Origin of the sequence: Flavobacterium humidisoli (assembly GCF_023272795.1) — a bacterium.
Classification (GTDB): domain Bacteria; phylum Bacteroidota; class Bacteroidia; order Flavobacteriales; family Flavobacteriaceae; genus Flavobacterium; species Flavobacterium humidisoli.
Window position 1 is genome coordinate 2,543,028 of the sequence record NZ_CP096829.1, and the last position, 25,362, is coordinate 2,568,389.

General features: G+C 36.9%; 12 protein-coding genes. 11 read left to right on the top strand and 1 reads right to left on the bottom strand.

The window, feature by feature from the left end; all coding sequences use genetic code 11:
• Positions 1–339 precede the first annotated feature (339 nt).
• The 5 genes from M0M44_RS11090 (at position 340) to M0M44_RS11110 (ending at position 8,305) form a co-directional block, all read left to right on the top strand.
• Positions 340–1,443, top strand: a complete 1,104-nt coding sequence (locus tag M0M44_RS11090; RefSeq protein ID WP_248729999.1) for a T9SS type B sorting domain-containing protein — start codon at positions 340–342, stop codon at positions 1,441–1,443.
• Entirely contained in the window at positions 1,443–2,384 is a 942-nt protein-coding gene (locus M0M44_RS11095) for a PorP/SprF family type IX secretion system membrane protein (RefSeq protein WP_248729809.1), read from the top strand. Before M0M44_RS11090 ends, M0M44_RS11095 begins: the two co-directional genes overlap by 1 nt.
• A gap of 11 nt (positions 2,385–2,395) precedes the next feature.
• The gene (locus M0M44_RS11100; RefSeq protein ID WP_248729810.1) at positions 2,396–4,330 is read left to right on the top strand and encodes an OmpA family protein; all 1,935 of its coding nucleotides are present in this window, start codon (positions 2,396–2,398) and stop codon (positions 4,328–4,330) included.
• Between the two features lie 686 nt (positions 4,331–5,016).
• Complete coding sequence (locus tag M0M44_RS11105; protein ID WP_248729811.1) at positions 5,017–7,698, top strand: beta strand repeat-containing protein; 2,682 nt, start codon at positions 5,017–5,019, stop codon at positions 7,696–7,698.
• Positions 7,699–7,744: 46 nt separating this feature from the next.
• A complete protein-coding gene (locus M0M44_RS11110; RefSeq protein ID WP_248729812.1) occupies positions 7,745–8,305 on the top strand; it encodes an OmpH/Skp family outer membrane protein in 561 nt (186 codons plus the stop codon).
• Positions 8,306–10,667: 2,362 nt separating this feature from the next.
• On the opposite strand, the gene M0M44_RS11115 is transcribed toward M0M44_RS11110, so the two are convergent.
• A complete protein-coding gene (locus tag M0M44_RS11115; protein ID WP_248729813.1) occupies positions 10,668–10,994 on the bottom strand; it encodes a carboxypeptidase-like regulatory domain-containing protein in 327 nt (108 codons plus the stop codon).
• A 2,321-nt stretch (positions 10,995–13,315) separates the two neighbouring features.
• On the opposite strand from M0M44_RS11115, the gene M0M44_RS11120 reads away from it, so the two are divergent.
• The 6 genes from M0M44_RS11120 to M0M44_RS11145 all read left to right on the top strand — a co-directional run bounded on the left by M0M44_RS11120 (position 13,316) and on the right by M0M44_RS11145 (position 25,349).
• Positions 13,316–14,626, top strand: a complete 1,311-nt coding sequence (locus tag M0M44_RS11120; protein ID WP_248729814.1) for a hypothetical protein — start codon at positions 13,316–13,318, stop codon at positions 14,624–14,626.
• A 1,559-nt stretch (positions 14,627–16,185) separates the two neighbouring features.
• Positions 16,186–17,034, top strand: coding sequence for a hypothetical protein (locus tag M0M44_RS11125; protein ID WP_248729815.1), 849 nt, complete (start codon positions 16,186–16,188; stop codon positions 17,032–17,034).
• Positions 17,035–17,996: 962 nt separating this feature from the next.
• Positions 17,997–21,083, top strand: coding sequence for a tail fiber domain-containing protein (locus tag M0M44_RS11130; RefSeq protein ID WP_248729816.1), 3,087 nt, complete (start codon positions 17,997–17,999; stop codon positions 21,081–21,083).
• A gap of 82 nt (positions 21,084–21,165) precedes the next feature.
• Positions 21,166–22,395 (top strand): T9SS type B sorting domain-containing protein, encoded by a 1,230-nt coding sequence (locus M0M44_RS11135; RefSeq protein ID WP_248729817.1) that lies wholly within the window; start codon positions 21,166–21,168, stop codon positions 22,393–22,395.
• A gap of 34 nt (positions 22,396–22,429) precedes the next feature.
• Entirely contained in the window at positions 22,430–23,359 is a 930-nt protein-coding gene (locus M0M44_RS11140) for a PorP/SprF family type IX secretion system membrane protein (RefSeq protein ID WP_248729818.1), read from the top strand.
• A 37-nt stretch (positions 23,360–23,396) separates the two neighbouring features.
• A complete protein-coding gene (locus M0M44_RS11145) occupies positions 23,397–25,349 on the top strand; it encodes an OmpA family protein (protein ID WP_248729819.1) in 1,953 nt (650 codons plus the stop codon).
• Positions 25,350–25,362: the final 13 nt, after the last annotated feature.

Consider the following 25,362-nt stretch of genomic DNA (forward strand, 5'->3'; position numbering starts at 1 on the left):
TTGCAGGACATTAAATTTTTGAGTGATAGAGCTGCTGAAAGAAACGAAAAGTTGATTTTTTTTGCTATTGCAATATTGTATTCTTCTAATTTGATAATCTACTGATAATTTGCTGCTTTATCTGCCTTAGAAAAATAAATTATTTGACGGGATTTGAATAATGAATGAGTGTGCACATGAGGGGATTTTATTATTATTATGAACGGGTTAATTTAAATTATTATGAAATATTCATGTAAATATGGTTCCTGTCTATTTCTAATTGCCATATTTATATGTAGGGCGCAAACCTTTAATGCTGGAGATCTGTATGTAAGTTCGGGCACGGTATTGTCAGTGATGTCAGATTTCAATAATTACGGGATTTATGAGAATAATGGTGAAGTGATTTTTAAAGGAAATTTCAATAATGATGGAGTAAGCACTTACAACCCTGCCTATTCTGGATATACCCGTTTCGAAGGTAATTTGCCTCAAAATATCTCAGGCAGTATATTAAGTGAATTTAATAAGGTTCTGTTCAATAACAATTATGCTGGGCCGGCTTTTCTTCTCTCTGGAGATATTACGATCAATTCTGGAGTTGAATTTTTAAGAGGTATTGTCGATGATGATAGTTACGGTGGAAGCATTATTTTTTTAAATAATGCCGAACATATCGGTTCTTCGGACCAGAGCTATGTTGATGGGTATGTAATGAAGGAAGGCAATTCAGAGTTTTTGTATCCTGTTGGAGATCAAAATCATTTTAGATCTGCGCATGTTTCAGCACCTTTTCAAAGCAATACTAATGTAATATGTAAATATTTCTTTGAGAATTCAAAATATACTTATGAAGATAAAGAACCTGTAATAACTGATATTGATGACACGGAATACTGGTCACTTGAAAATTCTACTGGGGCTAAGGAATTATTGGTTACATTGAGTTGGGATGAAAGGACAACTGAGGCCTCAATAATTACTGATCCAATAGAGTCGCTTCATGTAGTAAGGTGGGATGAAAAGCGAAAACTTTGGATAGATGAAGGAGGAATTGTTGACAAGAATGCTAAAACGGTAAGAACTGCTTCATTCGTTTCAGGATATGGCATTTTTACATTAGCGCGGGTCAAATTAGAAGAGGAAGGATTATTTATTTATAATGGAATAACGCCTAATGGAGATGGTGTAAATGACTATTTCTTAATCGATGGAATTAAAAACTATAAAAATAAGGTTATGATATATAATAGATGGGGAGCTAAGGTTTTTGAAACAAATGATTATGATACTCGCGGGAATGTATTTGATGGATTTTCAGAGGGAACAGGAACTGTAAAAGAGAAAAAAGGGCTTCCTGACGGTACATATTTTTATGTTGTTGAATACGAATATGATCGTCCTGGGTTTGAAGCTGGGACAATTAAAAAAGCAGGATACTTATATTTAAAAAAGAACTAATGAAAAAAAAAATACCAAATATCGGTAAAATAGTTGTTAAAAAGATTTATGGTTTTTGTTTATTGATATCTTTAAGCGCATGGAGCCAGCAGGAATCTCAATATACCCAATACATGTACAACACATTGAGTTTTAATCCTGCTTATGCTGGCTCTAGAGACTGTCTGAGTATATTTGGGCTACACCGTAATCAGTGGGTTGGGCTAGAGGGGGCGCCTGTAACAAATAATTTTTCAGTTCATTCGCCGGTAGGTGATAAAGTTGGATTAGGACTATCTGTTTTAAACGATAAGATTGGTCCTATGGACGAAAATTCAATATCTGTTGATTTTTCTTACACTTTTGATTTAGATAATTTTTATAATGTAGCATTTGGTTTACGAGGAACTGCCGATTTTCTTAATGTAGATTTTAATAGACTTAATATCTATAACCCCGACGATTCTCAACTGCAGAATAATATTGATAATCAGTTTTCTCCAAATGTTGGGGTTGGTGTATATGCATATTCTGATAATTCTTATGCTGGGTTTTCGATTCCCAATATTTTGGAAACTAGTCATTATGCAAGAAATTCCAATTCGGCTATAAAAAGCAAAATGCATCTTAATTTTATAGCTGGATATGTTTTTTCGCTAAATGATGATTTTAAATTCAAACCTGCAACATTGGTAAGAGCAGTTATAGGCGCGCCTATTCAAGTTAATATATCAGCAAACTTTCTTTACAGAAATATCTTGACATTGGGCGCAGGTTATAGATGGAATTCATCTTTTAGTGCAATGGCCGGTTTTCAGATTACAGACGGATTTTTCGCTGGTTATGCTTATGACGCTGAAACATCACAACTTTCATATTACAACGCTGGTTCTCATGAATTTTTTTTGAGGTTTGAATTGTTCAAGAAGTTTAACCGTGTTATAAATCCCAGATTCTTTTAAAATTTTGAAAAATGAGAATAAGAAAAATTATATTATTTATGTTGCTACTTTTTTGTTTTATGTCAAACTCACAGGAAAGTAAACTCCTGAAAGGCAAAGAACTATTTGAGAGCCGTGCTTATATAGATGCTTTAAAAGTATATGAGCAGGTTGCTAATAAAGGATTTGAAAGTGTTGAGTTACTGCAGAAACTCGGGGATTCCTATTATTTTAATAGCAATTATATAGAAGCAAATAAGTGGTACTCAAAATTGTTTGCACTTGACGAACAAATTGAAGTAGAATATTATTACAGATTTTCGCAAACTTTAAAGTCTGTTGGGGATTATAAAAGATCGGCTGAAATAATGAACCGTTTCAGCCATGTCGTGGGAGATCAAATAAGAACCAAATTGTATCTGAAGGAGGAGGAATATCTTTCAAAGATAAAAGCTAATTCTGGACGTTTTTTAATAGAGCCAACATCAGTGAGTTCTTCTTTTTCTGATTTTGGACCTGCTTTTTTCGAAAATAAGCTTGTTTACTCGTCTAATAAAGAATATGGGAAACTTTTTAAAAAAGTGGATAGGTGGACCAACAGTCCTTTTAACAATTTGTATATAGTGGAACTTGATAGCGAGAAATTCATGCCTGTCAATGATGGACGAAAGATTGAAATGGCTAGTAGTAATAAATTTCATACCTCCTCTGCTGTATTTACTAAGGACGGCAAAACAATGTATTTTACTGGAAATGCTGCGAAAGGTGCGAAACATAGCAGAAGAGGAGCTTTTTTGCTTAAAATTTATAAAGCTGAATTCGTTGAAAATAAATGGTCTAATATCCAGGAGCTGCCTATTAATTGCTTAGATTGTAATACAGCCCATCCTGCATTAAGTTCTGATGAGAAAACACTATTTTTTGTTTCTGACAGAAAAGGAGGATATGGGAATGCAGATATCTATAAAGTCAGCATTTCAGAAGATGGCCGTTTTGGTGATGCTGTAAATTTGGGATCAGATATAAATACTGAGGGAACAGAAACTTTTCCTTTCATGTCAAATGCCAATGAACTTTATTTTGCCTCTGACGGTCATCCCGGTTTAGGCGGGCTTGACATTTTTGTTGCTCCTTATGAAGACGAAAAGTATTCCAGTGTCTATAATATTGGAGAACCAATTAATAGCTCTTTTGATGATTTTTCTTTTATTATTAATGAAAAGAATAATGGATTTTTTAGTTCTAACAGGGCAGCAGGAAAAGGGTATGATGATATTTACGGTTTTAAAGAATTGGAAAAGCTTATTTATATAAGTGATTTTATTATTTCAGGAATCGTTAATGAGGAAATTTCTAATAGGGCACTTTCTGGAATTACAGTAGAACTTTATGATGCCGGATTAAATAAAATTGGGGAAACAAAAACGGACAAGGAAGGCAAATATTCATTCAAAGCGGATAAAAAGTCAGAGTATCATATTAGAATATCGGATCAGGAATATATCACAAGTGAAATTACAACGAGTGAAAAATATATGGCTAAATTTGGAGTTCCAGAAATCCTGCTGCAGAAAAAACTTGTCAGGGCTGATGAAGGAATTGATTTAGCGAAAGTGCTGGGAATTAAGACAATCTACTTTGACTTTGATAAAAAGAGATTTAGACGAGATGCCATCGCGGATCTTCAAAAAATTGTTACAGTTATGCAGATTTATCCTAATATGCATATTGATATAAGGTCGTATACAGACAGTCGCGGTTTTCAGAATTATAATTTGCATCTTTCTGAAGAGAGATTTAAATCTGTAACTGCTTATTTAGTTAAAAATGGCATTAACCCTAACCGTTTGAGCGGTAAGGGATATGGTGAGAATCAGCTTGTGAATGGCTGTTCTGATGATGTAGATTGCAGTGAAGCTGAACATCAAAAAAATAGAAGGACTGAATTTATTATTATTTCCATTTAAATTGCTAAAGAGCAGCTATGGAAATTGAATTTTCAATTTGGTCCATGGAATATGCCTTTTCGCAATTCCATGAATTATTATCTCATCTTGATCTTACTCTTTATTGCAGGGATTAGCTTTTGTTTTTTGACGAGAAAGATTTGAAACTTTCCTTTTCAAAATATAGTGCAATAGAGATGGCATTTTGGATGTTCTTAATCATTTAGCAGTTTTTTTATTTCGGAGCATATATTCAAATAAGCTCAGACATAAAATTGGAGGAAATTTAATTGATGCATTAAGAGCGTTTTTTAGCAGTGAGGTTTGATGTTATGTAAACCTATTCCTGTGGCGAAGGAATCAGCTGTTGAACTTTCCTTCTCTAGCACCCGCAACAATGATTGCTGGTTGGCATGAAATTAATGGATTAAAAGGGATTTAAATCTTGTTTTTAGTGTTTTTACTCCTTTGGAAATTGAAATAATATTGTTTGATTCAGTTTCTGTTCTGTTCCAGCATTAGTTAAACAATTTTAGCTAAATAGGTGATAATGCCTTTGAATGGTGTCCATATATAAAAAAGGCGGCTGCCGGCTTTATTATTGGGTGCAGGTAACAATAACAGCTCTAACTGAGATCTCAATTTAATAACTAAATGAAAATATTTTTTGAATGTAAGAAGATTACTTCTATTAATAAAAAAAACAAATGAAGAGATTAATATTTACAACTACAATGTTTGGGCTAATATTATATTGTCAGGCTCAAACAAAAATTGGAGGAAGCGGAATTGCTACAAAAGCTGATGCTTTAGTAGAGATGGGCGATGATGTTGGAAATAAGAAGGGTCTGGTAATTCCGCGTGTGCCATTAACGGCAACTAATTCAGCATTGCCAATGACTAGCCATATTGCTGGAATGACTGTATATAACACGGCGACATCGGGTACTTTTCCTTACAATGTTGTTCCGGGTTTTTATTATAATGATGGTTTGAAGTGGGTATTGGCAAATCCTTCTGATGTTCCCAATGCTACCACGGCAGCAACAGGTAAAGTGCAACTGGCTGGAGACCTGGCAGGAACTGGAACTACAGCTTTAGTGCCAAAAGTAAGCGGTTTGCAGGGGACTCCAGTTTCTGGTACAGCACCGGTAAACGGACAGATATTATCCTATAACGGAACCTCGTGGAGCCCCATAACGCCAAGCGTTTTTTCTGAGGCTGACGGCGTTGTTGGGAATGAGGTTGCTGACGTATTAGCAAACGGCGGTCTGACCCGCAGTGGGTCTGGCACAAATGCAGATCCATATAAAATAGGCATGACATCCGGCACAGCTTCGGGACAGGTAATGCAGTGGAATGGAACGGGCTGGTCTGCTTCTGATATTCCCAATGCTACCACGGCAGCAACAGGTAAAGTGCAATTGGCTGGAGACCTGGCAGGATCTGGAACTACAGCTTTAGTGCCAAAAGTAAGCGGTTTGCAGGGGACTCCAGTTTCTGGTACAGCGCCTGTAAACGGACAGATATTATCCTTTAACGGAACCTCTTGGAGCCCCATAACGCCAAGCGCTTTTTCTGAGGCTGACGGCATTGTTGGGAATGAAGTTGCTGACGTATTAGCAAACGGCGGTCTGACCCGCAGTGGGTCTGGCACAAATGCAGATCCATATAAAATAGGCATGACATCCGGCACAGCTTCGGGACAGGTAATGCAGTGGAATGGAACGGGCTGGTCTGCTTCTGATATTCCCAATGCTACCACGGCAGCAACAGGTAAAGTGCAATTGGCTGGAGACCTGGCAGGATCTGGAACTACAGCTTTAGTGCCAAAAGTAAGCGGTTTGCAAGGGACTCCAGTTTCTGGTACAGCACCGGTAAACGGACAGATATTATCCTTTAACGGAACCTCTTGGAGCCCCATAACGCCAAGCGCTTTTTCTGAGGCTGACGGCATTGTTGGGAATGAAGTTGCTGACGTATTAGCAAACGGCGGTCTGACCCGCAGTGGGTCTGGCACAAATGCAGATCCATATAAAATAGGCATAACATCCGGCACAGCTTCGGGACAGGTAATGCAGTGGAATGGAACGGGCTGGTCTGCTTCTGATATTCCCAATGCTACCACGGCAGCAACAGGTAAAGTGCAATTGGCTGGAGACCTGGCAGGATCTGGAACTACAGCTTTAGTGCCAAAAGTAAGCGGTTTGCAAGGGACTCCAGTTTCTGGTACAGCTCCGGTAAACGGACAGATATTATCCTTTAATGGAACCTCTTGGAGCCCCATAACGCCAAGCGCTTTTTCTGAGGCTGACGGCGTTGTTGGGAATGAGGTCACTGACGTATTAGCAAACAGGGGGTTAACCCGAAGTGGAACTGGCACAAATGCAGATCCATTCAAAATAGGTATGACATCAGGGACGGTCTCTGGACAGGTAATGCAGTGGAATGGAACGGGCTGGGTTTTAAGCACGCCAAGCAATGGTACCGTAACCAGCGTAACTGGTACGTTGCCTATTGCAGTAGCTTCAGGGACAACGGCACCAGTTATCTCTTTGAATTCTCTTGGGGTGAGCAATGGTTTTCTAGCAGCAAATGCTGTAACCACCGACAAGATTTTAGACGGAACAATTGTAAATGCGGATTTGGCAGCCGGAACTGGGGGGATATACAAGGGCAGTGGGTCATTAAGCGGACCAACTGTCGTGACGGGTGGTGCAAATTCCTTTGCTTTCACTTCTACTTCTACAGCCACAAATGCTTTTTCTGTGGATGGCACCACTTTTAGTTTAGATGCACAAAACAATCGGGTGGGTATGGGTACGGCATCACCCACCACGACTTTGCATCTTTTCAGCGGAACATCTGGAGCACTAAGAATTGAAGATGGTACACAATCTATTGGCAAAGTATTAACTAGTGATGCAAATGGTGTGGCCACTTGGGCGGCTTCTGGTGTTAATACTTTTACTGGGGTAGTTCCTAGCGTGTATAGCCCTTTCGGAACTGCTCCGGGAGTTACATATCTTAATGCCTACATTGATCTGCCCATTGGTAAATTTTTTATTTATACTGGCGTATTGGTGAATGGAAATAATCAGCCAAATACAAATTACGCTGCACGGTTAAGTTATTCATCTGCATCAAATAGTTATTCAACTTCTGGATTTTCTTATATCGGTTCTTTTTTAATGCTGAATCTTTCTTCAAATGGTGCAGGAGCGATAACTTCTTCTTCTATTATGTTTGCATCTGGGTTTGTTAAGGTAAATATAACCACTCCCACAAGACTATATTTAATGGATGTTGATTCGGTAGGTTTTGGTAATGTTGGTCATCTTGAAGATAGTGGTGAAAATTATATTTTTGCTATACAGGCAAATAATTAAGTAAATTTTGAGTCTTTCCTTTATTGATTTATAATTAATTCAAAATATGGATAATAAGTTAAATAGGCTTTTAGCTTTTATTTTTTGGTTTAGCCTGCAAGTACAGGCACAGCAGCATGTTTATGTTTATAGAGACTCTGTTTTTGCAAAGCTGGACGGTTATAAGGGCAAATATAAAAAACTGGACAGCCTCAAGTTAATATATACCCAAGAAATTCAGACAGAGCGCGCTAAACTGCAAAATAAGTATGTTGGCCTATCAAATCTTTACGCTGTGGAAAAAGGAGAAACGATCGATCAATTAAAAGCTCGTATGAATAGCTTGGACAAAGAAAAACTGATCCTCTTGCAGGAAGAAGACAAGCTATTGGCCACACGGATAAAAAGTTATAACAGGATGCTTGAGCAGCAGTTCATATTAGAAATTCAGCCCTACATATCAGTAGTAAATAAGGCGATAAGCAGTTATGCAAAGAAAAACAAGGTGGATTACGTGTGGACAATGGAAGAATTGCAAAATAATCTGCTATTTGCTAATCCGGGGAAAAACATAACAAAAACAATAGCAGATGCAGCGAATAAAGAGTTTGCAAGGAGAAATCTATGATTTTACATTTTTTCCTCTGTTTATCTGCTTGTATTTTTAGAAATCGATTTAATGATGCTATTTAAATTTCATTTTTTTGTAAAAATAAAGGCGCGTGATGTAAAATAAGATTCTTGATTTTTTAGATTAATAAGTTGTATTTTAGCAATATAGGAAATGAAAAATGAAATTGCAGGCGGCCATCTTCTTATATGGGAAATTTTGCATTATTTTTCTTGCTGAATTAATTTCCAGTTATCCCATCAATGTTTTTTAAGATTTTGTGGGCTTGGTTTGGAATATGCATATATGAAAATCTAAGCTTATGAATCCTAAGTGAATTTTCATAGTTGTTTTAATCTGTCTAACTGTATTTGCAATTGGAAAATAATTTAGTCGCAGCCAGCTGGCAGTCAGCGAATCTGATATTTAATATTTTTTAGGATATTCTTTCAGTCAGATCGTTGATCTAATGTAAAACTTAATATCGGATCCTCTGCTTGCGGAGCATCTCCTTCAGCTTCTCTTGCTAATGCAAGTATTGTGTAAGCATTATTTTGGAAACTGTTGGGAAAGAAAGTTCAGTTTTTTATAAATTTTTATTAGTAGTTCTCTGGTATAGAGCATGAATTTTGGCGCTCTGACTGCTGTCGCTATCTTTAGTTGAAATTAATTGCAATAAGTGCTTCCCCCTGTTGAGTAGAGAACTGCTTTGTGATGGCTCTGTATAATTGATTATTTAAGCTTAGACTTGCTTATTTCTGGTTAAAATGAAGTGCTAAATGTAATTAAAGCGGCATAAAAAGAAAAAAACAGACGGAAGCATAATTTTTGCCCGCATCCTAAAGCTATAATTTTACAAAGCATTCTGCTGGTATTAAGAATTGATATAATATAAAAAAATGGCGGCTTCACACAAAAACTCCGTTTAAATAGTAAAATTTTAATGTCAATTTTTAACTGTCTATTGCAGGTTATTCAGATTTGGGCCCTAATTAAATGGCCAATTATAAAAAACACTTTTATATTAAAGATAAAATACCATTCAGCCTACTACAGTAATTTGATATAAGGCTGAGTTGATACTAAAGCCACCGTGTTGCATCAATGCCAAAGGCAGCTCTGCGCCAACTGATTGAACGTGCAGCTGTATGCCAAATATTGCCGGTATCCCATGCTGCAGCGCCACACTTAATGCCCCGTCGAATTTAGGATGCTGTTTTACAATTACTATTATAACTGTCAACCCCTATTGAGCTCTATGCCAGATAATTTAATAAAAACCTTCCATTGCTTCTTTTTTTGTAAAAGTCTATTTCTAGAGAGTAATATGTAATTCATCTCGGAATTAAAATTATTATATTTGTCGAAGATGCCACCGTTATAATATTATGTAGGAGCATTTGCTTGTTCGCTCAGGTATAATAATTCAATATTAAAACTTGTTTTTTTCCAAATTCGAACCAGCACCAATATTGAAAAACATCCTGAAGCTGGCTCTTGTAATAATTGTCTTAATCGCAATAAGAATTAAAACTATCTTTAAAAGCGTAAGCATCAAAAAGAATGATTCTAGTAGGATTATCAAATTTATTACCGCCTGGCATTTCTTGTGCAGAGACAAAATGAGAAACAGTTAAAAAAATGACATCTTAGATATATTTTTCATGACACTTATAACTTACTAAACATCTCGGGGCCATCAACGAGAAGTAATGTAATTTATGATTGAATTTTTTAGGGGTAATTAAAAAATCATAGCAAAGTTTTTTTTAATTTAAACAGATTAATAAGCCTGCGACAATAACCTTTGGAATACTATTTCTTGGATTTATGGTATAAATGAAGATAAGTTTAAGAATAATGCCGGCAAACGTACATTTAAAAAAAATTAATAGACAAAACAATAACCGAGAAAAGTTGGACTGCATTTCTTCAATGTGCCTTTTTTTCTAATTCTTTAGTGGTTTTACAGCTTAAATCCGGATGCCTTATTTTTACTGTTCCCAATTACCTATTTCACGAACGGTTGTTCTCTGGAGATTAATTTACGCCCGCAGCCGATCCGCCTTTTGTATGCCTGAAGGAACTTTCAGTGGCTGCATTATCCTAGCAGTCTCCTTTTTGAGGCTCATGCTTTTTTTGATATTTTATTAGAATCCGGCATAACGGCAAATATTTACAATTCCGCTGAATGCTAAGACCAGATTGAAATAGGGATCCATCTAATTGCTCCGGCGGGCTGTGTTTTCGTTTTACTCTTAAAACAGCGGTCCTTAGTTTTACGATTCTCTTTCATGTTTGTTTAGCTTCTTCATTGGGTAAAGATATCACACAGGAAAAATATCTTTTTTTAATTTTTATAATGCTGACATGCGGTTTATTAGTGTTTTTTTTTGCGAATTTTATTTAATTTGCATATAATTTCTTGTTTTGTGGAGGTAATTTTAATTTCTGTGCTGTCACATTCAAAAGCCGAAAAAATTACAGTCAGAGGCATGTTTTTAATTAAATCTAGAGTAAAAGAACCGTCAAAATCGGAAAAAAAAGTGCGCCTTTCCAGAGGAATCTCAATTTTAGCACCAGGTATTGGTATCTCCCCTTCTTTTTCGTCAACATACAATACTTTTCCCGATATTTTTTTTCCCTGAGCATTGCATAAATTCAGAAAAAATGATAGTGCAACAATTAAAGAATATTCTAATTTCATATAGATTGGATTAGTTTGTAAAATCCTTCAGGAATCTGTAAATTTTCGCTGCGCATAATATGTTTTTCTATACTTGGATTAAAACGTTAAGTTTTTACGCATGAAAATATTTTCCTGTAAAATTACCCGCTTGGTTTTTTAGTTAAAACCTTAAAGTAATACTTGTTGTCTTTTAGGTAATAACTGGTTTTTGGCAGTTTTCTTTGATTGTTAATGATGGAAAAAAATGACCCACTTAAAAATCTAATGTATTATGCTATCTACGAAATTTTAAGTGCAACCACAGAGCGGATGCGCTAACTTAAGATGGAATTCCAGTTAAGAACCAGATCTTAACTTTTGAGCATGAAGGAAAATCTTAAGAACTGATAACCAAAATTTTAAACAAAGCAGCCCAATCAAGCCCCGAAAGGGATGACAATCTGACAATTTACCCAAAGAAAACTTGGAATCACAGCTCTTTGCTTTGCAAAATGGTTTTAGGATAACCAAGAATTGGAACAGAAAAAAAATCCCTAAACTTGAGAATTAAAAGAAACAGAGTTAGGACGCAGCATTTTAAACAGGCTATAGGCATCTTTTCAGTGGCAGGCCGATGATTTATACTTTCATAAAAGGCCATGAAAAAAATATATTCGATTAAAAAGATGCGCAGCGTTTTAAAAGTGATCCCAAGCGGCAGCTGTAATTGGAAGCGGCAGATTTTATGAGAAAGGCAGGAAAAAACAGCTCTGATAAAAGAAGAAGCCGCTTCAGTATAATTTAATGAGAAACAGCGCTATATGGAAACCTCAGACCCGAGCGTCTGCTCGAACAGACGAAGCAATTACTCTGGAGTTTCAATCCGGGGGACATCTGATATCCGAAATAAAGGCGGCTAAATGCAGGGAGCAGTTACGCCTGTAGGAAAATTGAGCAAAAAAACATCAGCCAATCAAAGCATAATCATTCTGCTGCGCCAAATATCCTGAAAAGAGATTTTACATCAGCAGAAAAGGCTTGGTTTCCAGATATCACGCATATGCAGATAAAGAATTGTTTTTTTTTTCTGGCCATCATCCTGCATTTATTTGACAGAAAGATAGCGGGCTCGAATTTCAGCAATGGACTAAGCAGAATGTCTGATGATCCATGCTGGCGGGAAATCCAATATGCCAATAAAAATGTATTGAAATCTTAGAAAATAACACCCAAAGCATTCAAGCATAAAGAAGGCTGCAAGGATAATGCTGCCACTGAAAGCTCCTTCAGGCATACAAAAGCCGGATCGGCTTTGGCTGCAAGAATTCCTGAAGAACAGACTTGCATGAAATTTTTGACTCGAGCATCAGCGAACAGGCGAAGCAATAAATTGAGAGTTGGCACAATAAAAAATAAGACGCACCGCTTTGAACTATAAAACTATTGAAGAATTTAGTAAATAACAAATTATAAAGATATAGTAGTTTTTTCTTCAGTTTTGTTTGCATGTGCAAGTTATTGATGATAACTCGTGATAAATCTGTTGAATAAAATATTTGTACATGAACTGGTTCTGATAAATTATTTAAGTTAGTATATTCTAGAGTTTTTCTTAATCTTAAATATGTAACTAGAAGTGTTAAAATTTTATTTTTTATTTTTTTTGGTATTACGATGTTGGTATTGCTTGGGTGTTCAGTTTTATATTATAAGGTGCTTAACAGCCAGTTTAATTTTTTTTTATTTACTACTGAGTACTGTTTTTTGATTTTTTATGCTAAAATGGTTTTTTTTAGGCTGGTAATTGATATTTCTTATTCAGGATATAATATAGTTTTGCACTTTATTTAGTAATTAGTTTTGCTTTAAATTAGGATATGCGAGCTTAAACAGCTTAATCTACTGTTAAATGCTGATCATGTTGAAAAGTTGTAATTATTAAATTATTTAATATTGATTCGAATGGGATGATAAGAGTTATGCAAAAGATAAGGGTTTAGACAGTAGAAAAAAAATAATTTAGAAAAAATGAAGTGTGGAGTTAATCCTGTTATTGAATGGTTTTTAATTGTATAAAATTGGATTTAAATCAAAAGGGCTATTTGTAAGCTATTTATTCGATTAGAAAAAAATGAGACCTTATCTCTTTTAAAAGTCTTGTTAAACTTTTCAGTGCTAGGATATATAAAATTTGAAATCAGCCAATTCTGGATTTCGATATAAAAGAAGGCTAATTAAAAGCGGAATAAATCTATCTGTTCGTAAAATGGATAAAGGAGTCAACATTTAATCAATAGCTTAAATGGAAGGTTGTGTGTTGATTAGCTGTTTTTGTATATTGTTGTAGTTTAATAAAAATAATGAATAATAAAAATAATAAAAATAATAAAAATAATAAAAATAATAAAAAAATCTTTATTTGGATATTATTTGCTTTTAGCTTTAATTTTGCCACTTCTCAATCATCTGGCATAGGTACAGATACTCCAAAAAACTCTTCTGTTTTAGAAATTTCGTCTTTAGATAAAGGGGTTTTGATACCTCGGGTTGATTTAAGCCTTTTAACGGGAGGTAATTTAAATATTTTTGGACTTTCTGGAAGTGATGGCCCTCAATTGGGCATTAAAGTATTTAATACTTCAAATATCTTTCCTTATAATTTAGGGGAGTACATTTGGTATGATAATAAATGGAATTCATTTAATAGTGGTATATTTTCCGCATTGAATGGTCTTACAAAAGTCGGTAATAATGTTGAATTAGGCGGTAGTCTAAATAAAAACTCAACAATTAATCTTGATAAAAACTTTTTAGTAATCGAGAATAATTTAAATTCTAAGGGGCGTTTTCGATTTGGAGGAGCAGACCAACAATCTTTCATCAGAATTGATGATGAAAACAGAGCAGGTCTTAGTATGTACACAGGGCAAGTTGCTTGTTCCTTAGCGACATCTCCTGTTTTTACTTCTTTGGATGCATTTGGTGCAAGATTGCAAATGGGAACAAATGGTGGTTTTCCTATCGATTTATTTACTAATGGTGTGTCGCGTATAACTGTAAAAGAAGATGGTAAAGTTGGGGTAGGGATAACTCCTACAGCCACTCTATCTGTAGGAGGGACAGTAAGTATTAGCGATGTTAAGACAAATATTGGTCCTTATGAAAAACAAAAATTGTTGGTTTTGAACAATTCGAATATAATTGAACAAATTCCAGGAAATACGTTTATTACTAGTCAAGGTGTTCCTACTTTGCTTTTTGGTGCTTTCGATTCGCATAATGAATCAATTCCGACTAATAATACATTTAATAATATACATTTTTATAATGTTGTACATGGGGCTTTAGAAAACAATTCTGTTTTTACAATTCCAGAAACTGGCGTTTATGAAATATCCACGCATATTAATTATTATAAATCAACTGTATCGGCGGGAACATTTTTTATAAATACTCGTTTGGATTTGAGTGTTGACAATGGTCTAACTTGGAATACTATTTCTTTTGACGCAGAAGATGTCGCCAGTCAAAGTAGCCGTTTCTTTAGTCAGATAATAGCGAATTTCAGATCTTATAATAAAGGAGATAAGGTTCGAATTCAGAGTAATTGTAATGCTGGGTTTTCTATTGAAATTATTGGATCAAATCTTAAGGTTATGAAATTTCCTTAAATTTTTTTAATAATAAAATAGAATAGACATTTGCGCTGCGGTTGTTTAAAGAAGTAACCTATTGTACATTTTAAGCAGTGTTTTTTTTTATTTTTATAAATTATCGATATTCCTATCAAAGATTTTTGTGCATTGAACTACAATTGCGTCAATTATCTTTGATAGGATTTTTGTTTGTATCCTTCAAAAGATTTTGTTTAGTGTCTTTCTATTGCAAATAGGCTAAATAGTAAAAAAAATAAAGTTTCTATTTTTTTATTCTTTTTCTGATTTTCTAAAAATTTTGGCCAGTTGCTGCTGTATGATAAATATCAGGTATATGCCAATAATGTGAAATTGGTCATTTGTTCTTTAGAATATTTCAGATAATGTGTGTAGTGCACAGAAATGTAAGGTGTCAATTATAATTTTTCGTCCTTTCTGATTTTTTTTTATTTTTTATTAATGTTGTTCGTATTCTGTAGAAGAATTATGGTGCTATATTGAGCGTTTTTAGGTTGTAAATTTCGAATTAATGGCTTAAGCTGTTAAAGTAGTTTTCAAAAATAAACTTGCCATTATTTATTTTTTCTAAAGTGATACCTTGTTAACTCTTAAAGCATTGCCGGGGTTATAAAGGATTCAGTAAAGTTTTTTATAAAATAGTTTAATGTGACGGTCGATTAAAGCCTGTTGGTATTTTACTGATGGTTCAGCTGACGTGAAGTTCAGAATGCTAAGGGGCTAATGAGTTATTTTTTGGAGTATCTATTATGAATATTTTGCTGTTTGCTATTAGACTATGTTGTGGAATTTTTACTAAAGGATAAAATAAATGATAAGCAGTCATTTGTTAACAGGTAACTGTAAGTATTATAGGTGCTATTGGATTAATAGTTGCAGAGGTTGATTCAAATATAGTATTATAATTCTGATTGGCTCTAATGTTATTTTATATTAAGATCCTGTCTTTTGTTTAGTTGACTGTTGTTATGTAAAGCATCCTTGTGTGTTTGATGGCCGTTGCATAGTTTATTTTATTTTGTTTATAATGTTTTTTGCCTAATATGATGGTTGAAATTGAAGTTTTCGTGATAGATCGAATTGCGAATTACCTTAGAATACTTTTAAATGTTGAGCTGTAAAGTTATTGTGGTCTTTAAAGCTGTTGGTTATCATAATGCTTTGAACGTGTTTAAAAGTCTCTCATAAGTTAAGCTATTTGTTGGCAATCTTTAGTGAGTGGTCTATTTGCACTCCAAAATTATGTAGTAAACTATAAAAAATAGTAGTGGTTTTAAATAAGAAAGGAGGATACTTGTTGCGGTAATATATAAAAGCAGTTTCATGCTATGTGTTAAAAGATTATAAAAAATAATCTTGATGCTGTTTTGTATAGTGGCATAGGTGTAGTTTACGCTGGGTTTTCTTTGATGGAAGAAGTTTTTTTATAGTTAGAATTATTGTTAAGTAGTCTTGTTTTTAGCGCTAAAAGTGTTTTGCAGGACTTCTTACGGGGTTAAATGCATGTTGCTTTGTGTTTCTGGATATAATTTTGCAACTGGTTTTAATTTAAAAAAATGAAAAAAGAATTATTAATGGGATTGTTTTTGGCTTTATGTTATAAAGCGAATTCTCAGGTTGGCGTTGGTACAGTTTTGCCTAATGCGTCCGCTCAGTTAGATGTTGTGTCTTCAGATAAGGGGGTTTTGATACCAAGGGTAGCTTTGCAAAGTTCGAAAGACAATGTGACTATAAAAAATGGAAATCAAAATAGTCTTTTAGTTTTTAATACATCTAACCTATCCGATGTTGTTCCGGGGTATTACTACTGGTATGATAACAGATGGAATAGGATATTGGTTTCTTCTGATGCTATTAGTTTAAGTGGCGGTAATGTTTTTTATAATATTGGCAATATAAATGATCCTAGTAATGATTTTTTTAGCTATGTTGATTCATCGGGAGCGGTTCAGGTAATCGACATCGCCTCTATGGTAAAAGCCAATGAGACCGTAACCACTCTTGTGGGGGATTCCAAGGCAGTGTATACCTACACCAATGAGAAGGGCGATAAGGTTAAGATTGATGTGCCTGGGGATGTTGCGAATAATTTTCAGGAAATCATCAATAACAGCTCAGTGCAGAATATCCTAGACCAGTATATCGTGAATAATGTGGAGGGGAATGTGAGCTATGACGCTGCCAAGAACACCTTCACGTATGTTGATTCATCGGGAGCGGTTCAGGTAATCGACATCGCCTCTATGGTAAAAGCCAATGAGACCGTAACCACTCTTGTGGGGGATTCCAAGGCAGTGATACCTACACCAATGAGAAGGGCGATAAGGTTAAGATCGATGTGCCTGGGGATGTTGCGAATAATTTTCAGGAAATCATCAATAACAGCTCAGTGCAGAATATCTTAAACCAGTATATCGTGAATAATGTGGAGGGGAATGTGAGCTATGACGCTGCCAAGAACACCTTCACGTATGTTGATTCATCGGGAGCGGTTCAGGTAATCGACATCGCCTCTATGGTAAAAGCCAATGAGACCGTAACCACTCTTGTGGGGGATTCCAAGGCAGTGTATACCTACACCAATGAGAAGGGCGACAAGGTTAAGATCGATGTGCCTGGGGATGTTGCGAATAATTTTCAGGAAATCATCAATAACAGCTCAGTGCAGAATATCCTAGACCAGTATATCGTGAATAATGTGGAGGGGAATGTGAGCTATGACGCTGCCAAGAACACCTTCACGTATGTTGATTCATCGGGAGCGGTTCAGGTAATCGACATCGCCTCTATGGTAAAAGCCAATGAGACCGTAACCACTCTTGTGGGGGATTCCAAGGCAGTGTATACCTACACCAATGAGAAGGGCGATAAGGTTAAGATTGATGTGCCTGGGGATGTTGCGAATAATTTTCAGGAAATCATCAATAACAGCTCAGTGCAGAATATCTTAAACCAGTATATCGTGAATAATGTGGAGGGGAATGTGAGCTATGACGCTGACAACAACACCTTCACGTATGTTGATTCATCGGGAGCGGTTCAGGTAATCGACATCGCCTCTATGGTAAAAGCCAATGAGACCGTAACCACTCTTGTGGGGGATTCCAAGGCAGTGTATACCTACACCAATGAGAAGGGCGATAAGGTTAAGATCGATGTGCCTGGGGATGTTGCGAATAATTTTCAGGAAATCATCAATAACAGCTCAGTGCAGAATATCCTAGACCAGTATATCGTGAATAATGTGGAGGGGAATGTGAGCTATGACGCTGCCAAGAACACCTTCACGTATGTTGATTCATCGGGAGCGGTTCAGGTAATCGACATCGCCTCTATGGTAAAAGCCAATGAGACCGTAACCACTCTTGTGGGGGATTCCAAGGCAGTGTATACCTACACCAATGAGAAGGGCGATAAGGTTAAGATTGATGTGCCTGGGGATGTTGCGAATAATTTTCAGGAAATCATCAATAACAGCTCAGTGCAGAATATCCTAGACCAGTATATCGTGAATAATGTGGAGGGGAATGTGAGCTATGACGCTGCCAAGAACACCTTCACGTATGTTGATTCATCGGGAGCGGTTCAGGTAATCGACATCGCCTCTATGGTAAAAGCCAATGAGACCGTAACCACTCTTGTGGGGGATTCCAAGGCAGTGTATACCTACACCAATGAGAAGGGCGACAAGGTTAAGATCGATGTGCCTGGGGATGTTGCGAATAATTTTCAGGAAATCATCAATAACAGCTCAGTGCAGAATATCCTAGACCAGTATATCGTGAATAATGTGGAGGGGAATGTGAGCTATGACGCTGCCAAGAACACCTTCACGTATGTTGATTCATCGGGAGCGGTTCAGGTAATCGACATCGCCTCTATGGTAAAAGCCAATGAGACCGTAACCACTCTTGTGGGGGATTCCAAGGCAGTGTATACCTACACCAATGAGAAGGGCGATAAGGTTAAGATCGATGTGCCTGGGGATGTTGCGAATAATTTTCAGGAAATCATCAATAACAGCTCAGTGCAGAATATCCTAGACCAGTATATCGTGAATAATGTGGAGGGGAATGTGAGCTATGACGCTGCCAAGAACACCTTCACGTATGTTGATTCATCGGGAGCGGTTCAGGTAATCGACATCGCCTCTATGGTAAAAGCCAATGAGACCGTAACCACTCTTGTGGGGGATTCCAAGGCAGTGTATACCTACACCAATGAGAAGGGCGACAAGGTTAAGATCGATGTGCCTGGGGATGTTGCGAATAATTTTCAGGAAATCATCAATAACAGCTCAGTGCAGAATATCCTAGACCAGTATATCGTGAATAATGTGGAGGGGAATGTGAGCTATGACGCTGCCAAGAACACCTTCACGTATGTTGATTCATCGGGAGCGGTTCAGGTAATCGACATCGCCTCTATGGTAAAAGCCAATGAGACCGTAACCACTCTTGTGGGGGATTCCAAGGCAGTGTATACCTACACCAATGAGAAGGGCGATAAGGTTAAGATTGATGTGCCTGGGGATGTTGCGAATAATTTTCAGGAAATCATCAATAACAGCTCAGTGCAGAATATCTTAAACCAGTATATCGTGAATAATGTGGAGGGGAATGTGAGCTATGACGCTGACAACAACACCTTCACGTATGTTGATTCATCGGGAGCGGTTCAGGTAATCGACATCGCCTCTATGGTAAAAGCCAATGAGACCGTAACCACTCTTGTGGGGGATTCCAAGGCAGTGTATACCTACACCAATGAGAAGGGCGATAAGGTTAAGATCGATGTGCCTGGGGATGTTGCGAATAATTTTCAGGAAATCATCAATAACAGCTCAGTGCAGAATATCTTAAACCAGTATATCGTGAATAATGTGGAGGGGAATGTGAGCTATGACGCTGACAACAACACCTTCACGTATGTTGATTCATCGGGAGCGGTTCAGGTAATCGACATCGCCTCTATGGTAAAAGCCAATGAGACCGTAACCACTCTTGTGGGGGATTCCAAGGCAGTGTATACCTACACCAATGAGAAGGGCGATAAGGTTAAGATCGATGTGCCTGGGGATGTTGCGAATAATTTTCAGGAAATCATCAATAACAGCTCAGTGCAGAATATCCTAGACCAGTATATCGTGAATAATGTGGAGGGGAATGTGAGCTATGACGCTGCCAAGAACACCTTCACGTATGTTGATTCATCGGGAGCGGTTCAGGTAATCGACATCGCCTCTATGGTAAAAGCCAATGAGACCGTAACCACTCTTGTGGGGGATTCCAAGGCAGTGTATACCTACACCAATGAGAAGGGCGACAAGGTTAAGATCGATGTGCCTGGGGATGTTGCGAATAATTTTCAGGAAATCATCAATAACAGCTCAGTGCAGAATATCCTAGACCAGTATATCGTGAATAATGTGGAGGGGAATGTGAGCTATGACGCTGCCAAGAACACCTTCACGTATGTTGATTCATCGGGAGCGGTTCAGGTAATCGACATCGCCTCTATGGTAAAAGCCAATGAGACCGTAACCACTCTTGTGGGGGATTCCAAGGCAGTGTATACCTACACCAATGAGAAGGGCGATAAGGTTAAGATTGATGTGCCTGGGGATGTTGCGAATAATTTTCAGGAAATCATCAATAACAGCTCAGTGCAGAATATCCTAGACCAGTATATCGTGAATAATGTGGAGGGGAATGTGAGCTATGACGCTGCCAAGAACACCTTCACGTATGTTGATTCATCGGGAGCGGTTCAGGTAATCGACATCGCCCCTATGGTAAAAGCAAATGAAACGGTTACTACATTACAGTTAGCAGGTAATAAATTAGTATATCGCAATGAAAAAGGGGATAATCCCGATATTGATTTGTCTTCGCTTACAAATACTGCATGGAATATTGCTGGAAATGCTGGAACTTCAGCTGATAGTAATTTCTTGGGTACAACAGATCCAGTGGATTTAGTTTTCCGTACCAATAAAACTGAAAAAATGAGAATTACTTCTACGGGCAACGTAGGTATAGCTAACAGTAATCCAGAATATGCTTTGGATATTATTGGTGATGCTAAGGTTTCCAACAATGTATATTGTGCCTCAGTATTTACAACTTCTGATGTTCGTTTGAAAAAAAATATTAAAAATTTAAATGACGGGTTAAAAACAATTTCCTTACTGCGACCTGTCACTTATATAAAGAAAACTAATATGAATGCAAAAGATTATACAATAAGCGAGAGTGGTTTTATTGCGCAGGAAGTGCGTAAAGTGCTTCCTGATCTTGTTACAGAAATGAACGATCCTGATAAAACATTGATTGTTAATTATAATGCGGTTATTCCAATTTTAACTAAAGCTATTCAGGAACAGCAAGTTCAGATTGAGGCGCAGCAAAAGCAGATTGATATGCTTGTTAAGGCTTTAGAGCATAAAAAATAGATTCTTAGTTTGATACGATGGTTTGGTTGTTAAGCCAAACCATTTATCATCTGTAATTGTTTAATGTTTTTACTATTTTGATATGATATTTTTTATAAAAGATAAAGCACTTCTCGCCATAATTTTTCCTGCGGCTATTTTTGCGCAAACCAGTAATCATGGTGAATTATACATCTCTCCTAATACTGTTATGAGTGTAGTTGAGGAGTTTGACAACAAGGGCAGCGGTGATTTTATAAATGACGGTGATTTGGTTCTTTACAGCCATTATAACAATGATGGCCTGGTTACTTTCACTCCTGAGAGTATTCCTGGTGTTACCAGGCTGCATGGGAAAGATGGCATGCAAAATATTTCAGGAGGGGCACCAATGGATTGGAATAACGTCGAGTTTGATAATCGTTCTTCTCAACCTTTTTTTTCTTTAACCAATCAGGTCAGTATCTACGGCAAGGCTGACTTTTTAAGTGGCGTTGTTAAAAATGAAGGAAGAACCGATATGCTGATTTTTGAAAAAAATGCCAGCCATACCAATACTGGAGACCTTAGCCATGTGGACGGTTATGTTAAGAAAAATGGAAATCAGGCTGGTTTTACATTCCCGGTTGGAAATAAGGGCAATTATGCGTATTTGAGGATTTCTGAGGCCAGTAATCCTTCCAATGCCTATTTTGGCAAATACAATTTTGAGAATTCAAACAATTTGTACCCGCATAAAAAGAATGCCTCCAATATTTATATTGATCAGAAGCAGTATTGGAATGTGGATAAGATCAGCGGTGCTGATGATGTTTTTCTTTCTTTGTTTGTAGATAAAAATACTGCTGATTTAAAAAAAACTTATGAAGACCTGCATATTGTGGGCTGGAACCCCGTTCAAAGTACTTGGGTAGATCTTGGCGGAGAATATAACGATTCAAGAAATGAAGTTACTACAACAGCTAAAGCTTTAAACTTGTATCAGGTCTTTACTTTTGCCATTGTAAGTTCAGTTGCTGAGGATAACGATGTTCTTGCCGATCAGGGGATGTCTCCAAATGGTGATGGCTATAATGATTTTTTTTATATCAAAAATATAGAAAAATATCCTGATAACTCCGTTGAAATTTATAATCGATGGGGAGTCAGGGTTTATGAGAAAAGGGGGTATGATAATAATCCGGCTGCTTCCTTTAATGGCATTTCCCAAGGTGGCGCCACTATTTCAAAGTCGGAAGGGCTGCCTGAAGGAGTATATTTTTATGTTATAACCTATAAGGATCAAAATGGAGTAAAAAAAGAGATAAAAAGCTACTTGTATATCAAAAAATAGTCTGATATCAAAGAGCTACTAAAAAAACTAAATGATGAAAACAAAACTATTTTTAATTTTTCTAATGTGTTTGTCGGCTATGGCTTTTGGACAGCAGGAGCCCCAGTATACCCAGTATATGTATAACACTATGGCTGTAAATCCAGCTTATGCCGGCTCAAGGGGGGCGTTAGATGTTTTTCTTTTACATCGTGCGCAATGGCTTGGCTTTGATGGCGCGCCGGTGACGACAAATTTTAGTATCGATTCGCCTGTCAGTGAAAATATTGGCGTAGGAGTGTCTTTAATGAAAGATAAAATCGGGCCATCTAGTGAAAATGACCTGGCTGCAAATCTTTCTTATGGTTTTTACATTAACGAGATCTATAGGCTGAGCTTTGGCTTAAGGGTAAGCGCAAATGTTTTGGATATTGATTTTTCCAATACGCATGTAAACGATCTAAATGATTATGCATTTGAGACTAATATTGATAACCGCTTCTCTCCCAATATTGGAGCTGGCGTTTATTTGAATTCCGATAATAGCTATATCGGAATTTCCTCTCCTGCTTTTCTAAAATCAGAACATTTTGACAGATATGCAGAACCGAATGCCAGTTCGCATGTTATAAACAAACAGATGCATCTTTATCTCATGGGAGGATATGTTTTTGATTTGAGCGATAATGTAAAATTTAAACCTTCATTCTTATCAAAACTGACCTCTGGAGCGCCTGTACAGGTTGATTTGTCGGCTAATTTTTTAATGAATGATAAAATTTGTGCAGGTTTGGCATATCGTTGGAACGCCGCGCTCAGTGCGCTTGTGGGATTTCAGGCAACTAATAATTGGTTCATCGGCTATTCCTATGATATGGAAACAACAAGACTGGCCAATTATAATTCAGGTTCGCATGAAATCTTTCTTCGATATGAGCTGTTTAATAAATATAACAGGTATGTTGTTTCACCTAGGTTTTTCTAAATCGGCATGTTTTGATGCCTAATAAATATATGTGAGTATGAAAGTTTGTATAAAAGGTCTATATATCTTCTTAAGTTTCTTCTTTATTAATTCTGTTTTAGCCCAAAAGAAGCAAATTGCTATTGCGAACGAAAAATTCCAAGAGTGTTTCTATATAGACGCTATTAAAATTTATGAGCGTCTGGCCGAAAAAGGATATAGAGATGAAATGGTATTGAAGAAGCTCGGGGACTGCTATTATTTCAATTCAGATTATGTAAAATCACATAAGTGGTATAGCCAGCTGTTTGCTATAAACCCGAAACAGGACCCTGAATATATTTACAGATACGCCCAATCGCTGAAATCAGTTGGGAATTATGGCAAAGCAGATAGTTATTTAAGTGATTTTGTAAAAGCCTCCCAGTCGGATGCCAGGGCTGTGCTGCTGGATAAGAATAAAAATTATCTCGAGATAATCAAATCCAATTCTGGCCGTTACCAGATTAATAATTTAGATATTAATTCTGATTTGTCTGATTTTGGGAGTGCTGTTTGGAATTCCAAACTAGTTTTTGCTTCTTCTAGGAATATCGGTGCTAAAACAAAAAAAATCAGCCATTGGGATAATAATCCTTATAATTCGCTATTTTATTCGCTCATAGACAATGAGTCTAAGCTTTCAGAACCGGAATTGTTTAGTTCTAAGGCGATTGCATCGAAGTATAATGAGTCTACGCCTGTTTTTTCTAAAGATGGCAGGACTATGTATTTTACGCGCAATAATGTATCTAAAGTTAAAAAAGATAACAGAGGAAATCCGATTATTATCTTGAAGATATATAAGAGCATAATGGATGGTGAGAACTGGTCTGTCCCTGTAGAACTGCCTTTTAACAGTAATGAATACAATGTTGCGCATCCTGCTTTGAGCCCTGATGGGAAGTATCTCTTTTTTGCTTCTAATATGCCTGGCACGCTTGGCCAGTCTGATTTGTTCTTTGTAGAGCTCAAATCCGATGGCAGCTATAGCGCTCCTAAAAATTTAGGAAGCATAATTAATACTGAAGGGAGGGAAACCTTCCCTTTTATTACAGAGGCAAATGAACTGTATTTTTCCAGTGACGGACATCCCGGACTTGGAGGTTTAGATGTTTTTGTCGCTACCCTTGGCAATAGTGCTGATGTTGTGAATGTTGATAATGTTGATAATGTTGGGGAGCCTTTAAACAGCTCTCATGATGACTTTTGCTTTTTTATAAATTCTTTTACTAAAAAAGGTTTTTTTACATCCAACAGACCTGACGGAAAAGGGCTTGATGATATCTATTCTCTAGTGGAGACCCGAAGGCTCAATGGTTTTATACTCGATAAGGTGCTTATCGATAAAAATAGCGGTCTGCCTATCGCGGGCGTTAAGATATCGGTATCAAACGAACAGTTTGGTTTTGTTTGTGAAACCGTTACTGATTCTTCAGGACGCTTTAGCGTTCCTCTTGATTACAATAAGAAGTACTATATTAAGGCAGAGAAAGAAGAGTACCTTACGGCCGAAAAGCCTATTATGGTCAGCAAATTAGGCAATGAGGATAAAGACTTTGTGCTTCAGACTGAAAAAAGACTCCTCCCGGTAAAGAGCGGTGATGATGTGGCCAGGCTTTTTGATATCGGCATTTTGTACTTTGATTTAAATAACTCGGCCATAACTTCTAAGGCCAGCGTGCAATTAGAGAAGATGCTCGAGCTGCTAAAGGAGTATCCGTCATTAAATATTGAGATTCGCACGCATACCGACAGCAGGGGTTCAGATGCGTATAACATGCAGCTCTCAGAGAGACGGAATAAGTCGATTGCCGGCTGGCTAGCGCAGAGAGGCATAGAGCCGAAGCGTCTCTCAGGTAAGGGCTATGGCGAGTCTATGCTGGTTAACCAATGCGGGGATGGGGTGAAATGCAGCGAGGAGGAGCATCAGCAAAACCGCAGGAGCGAATTTATATTTGTCAGGCCATAAGTTGGCTGCCTGC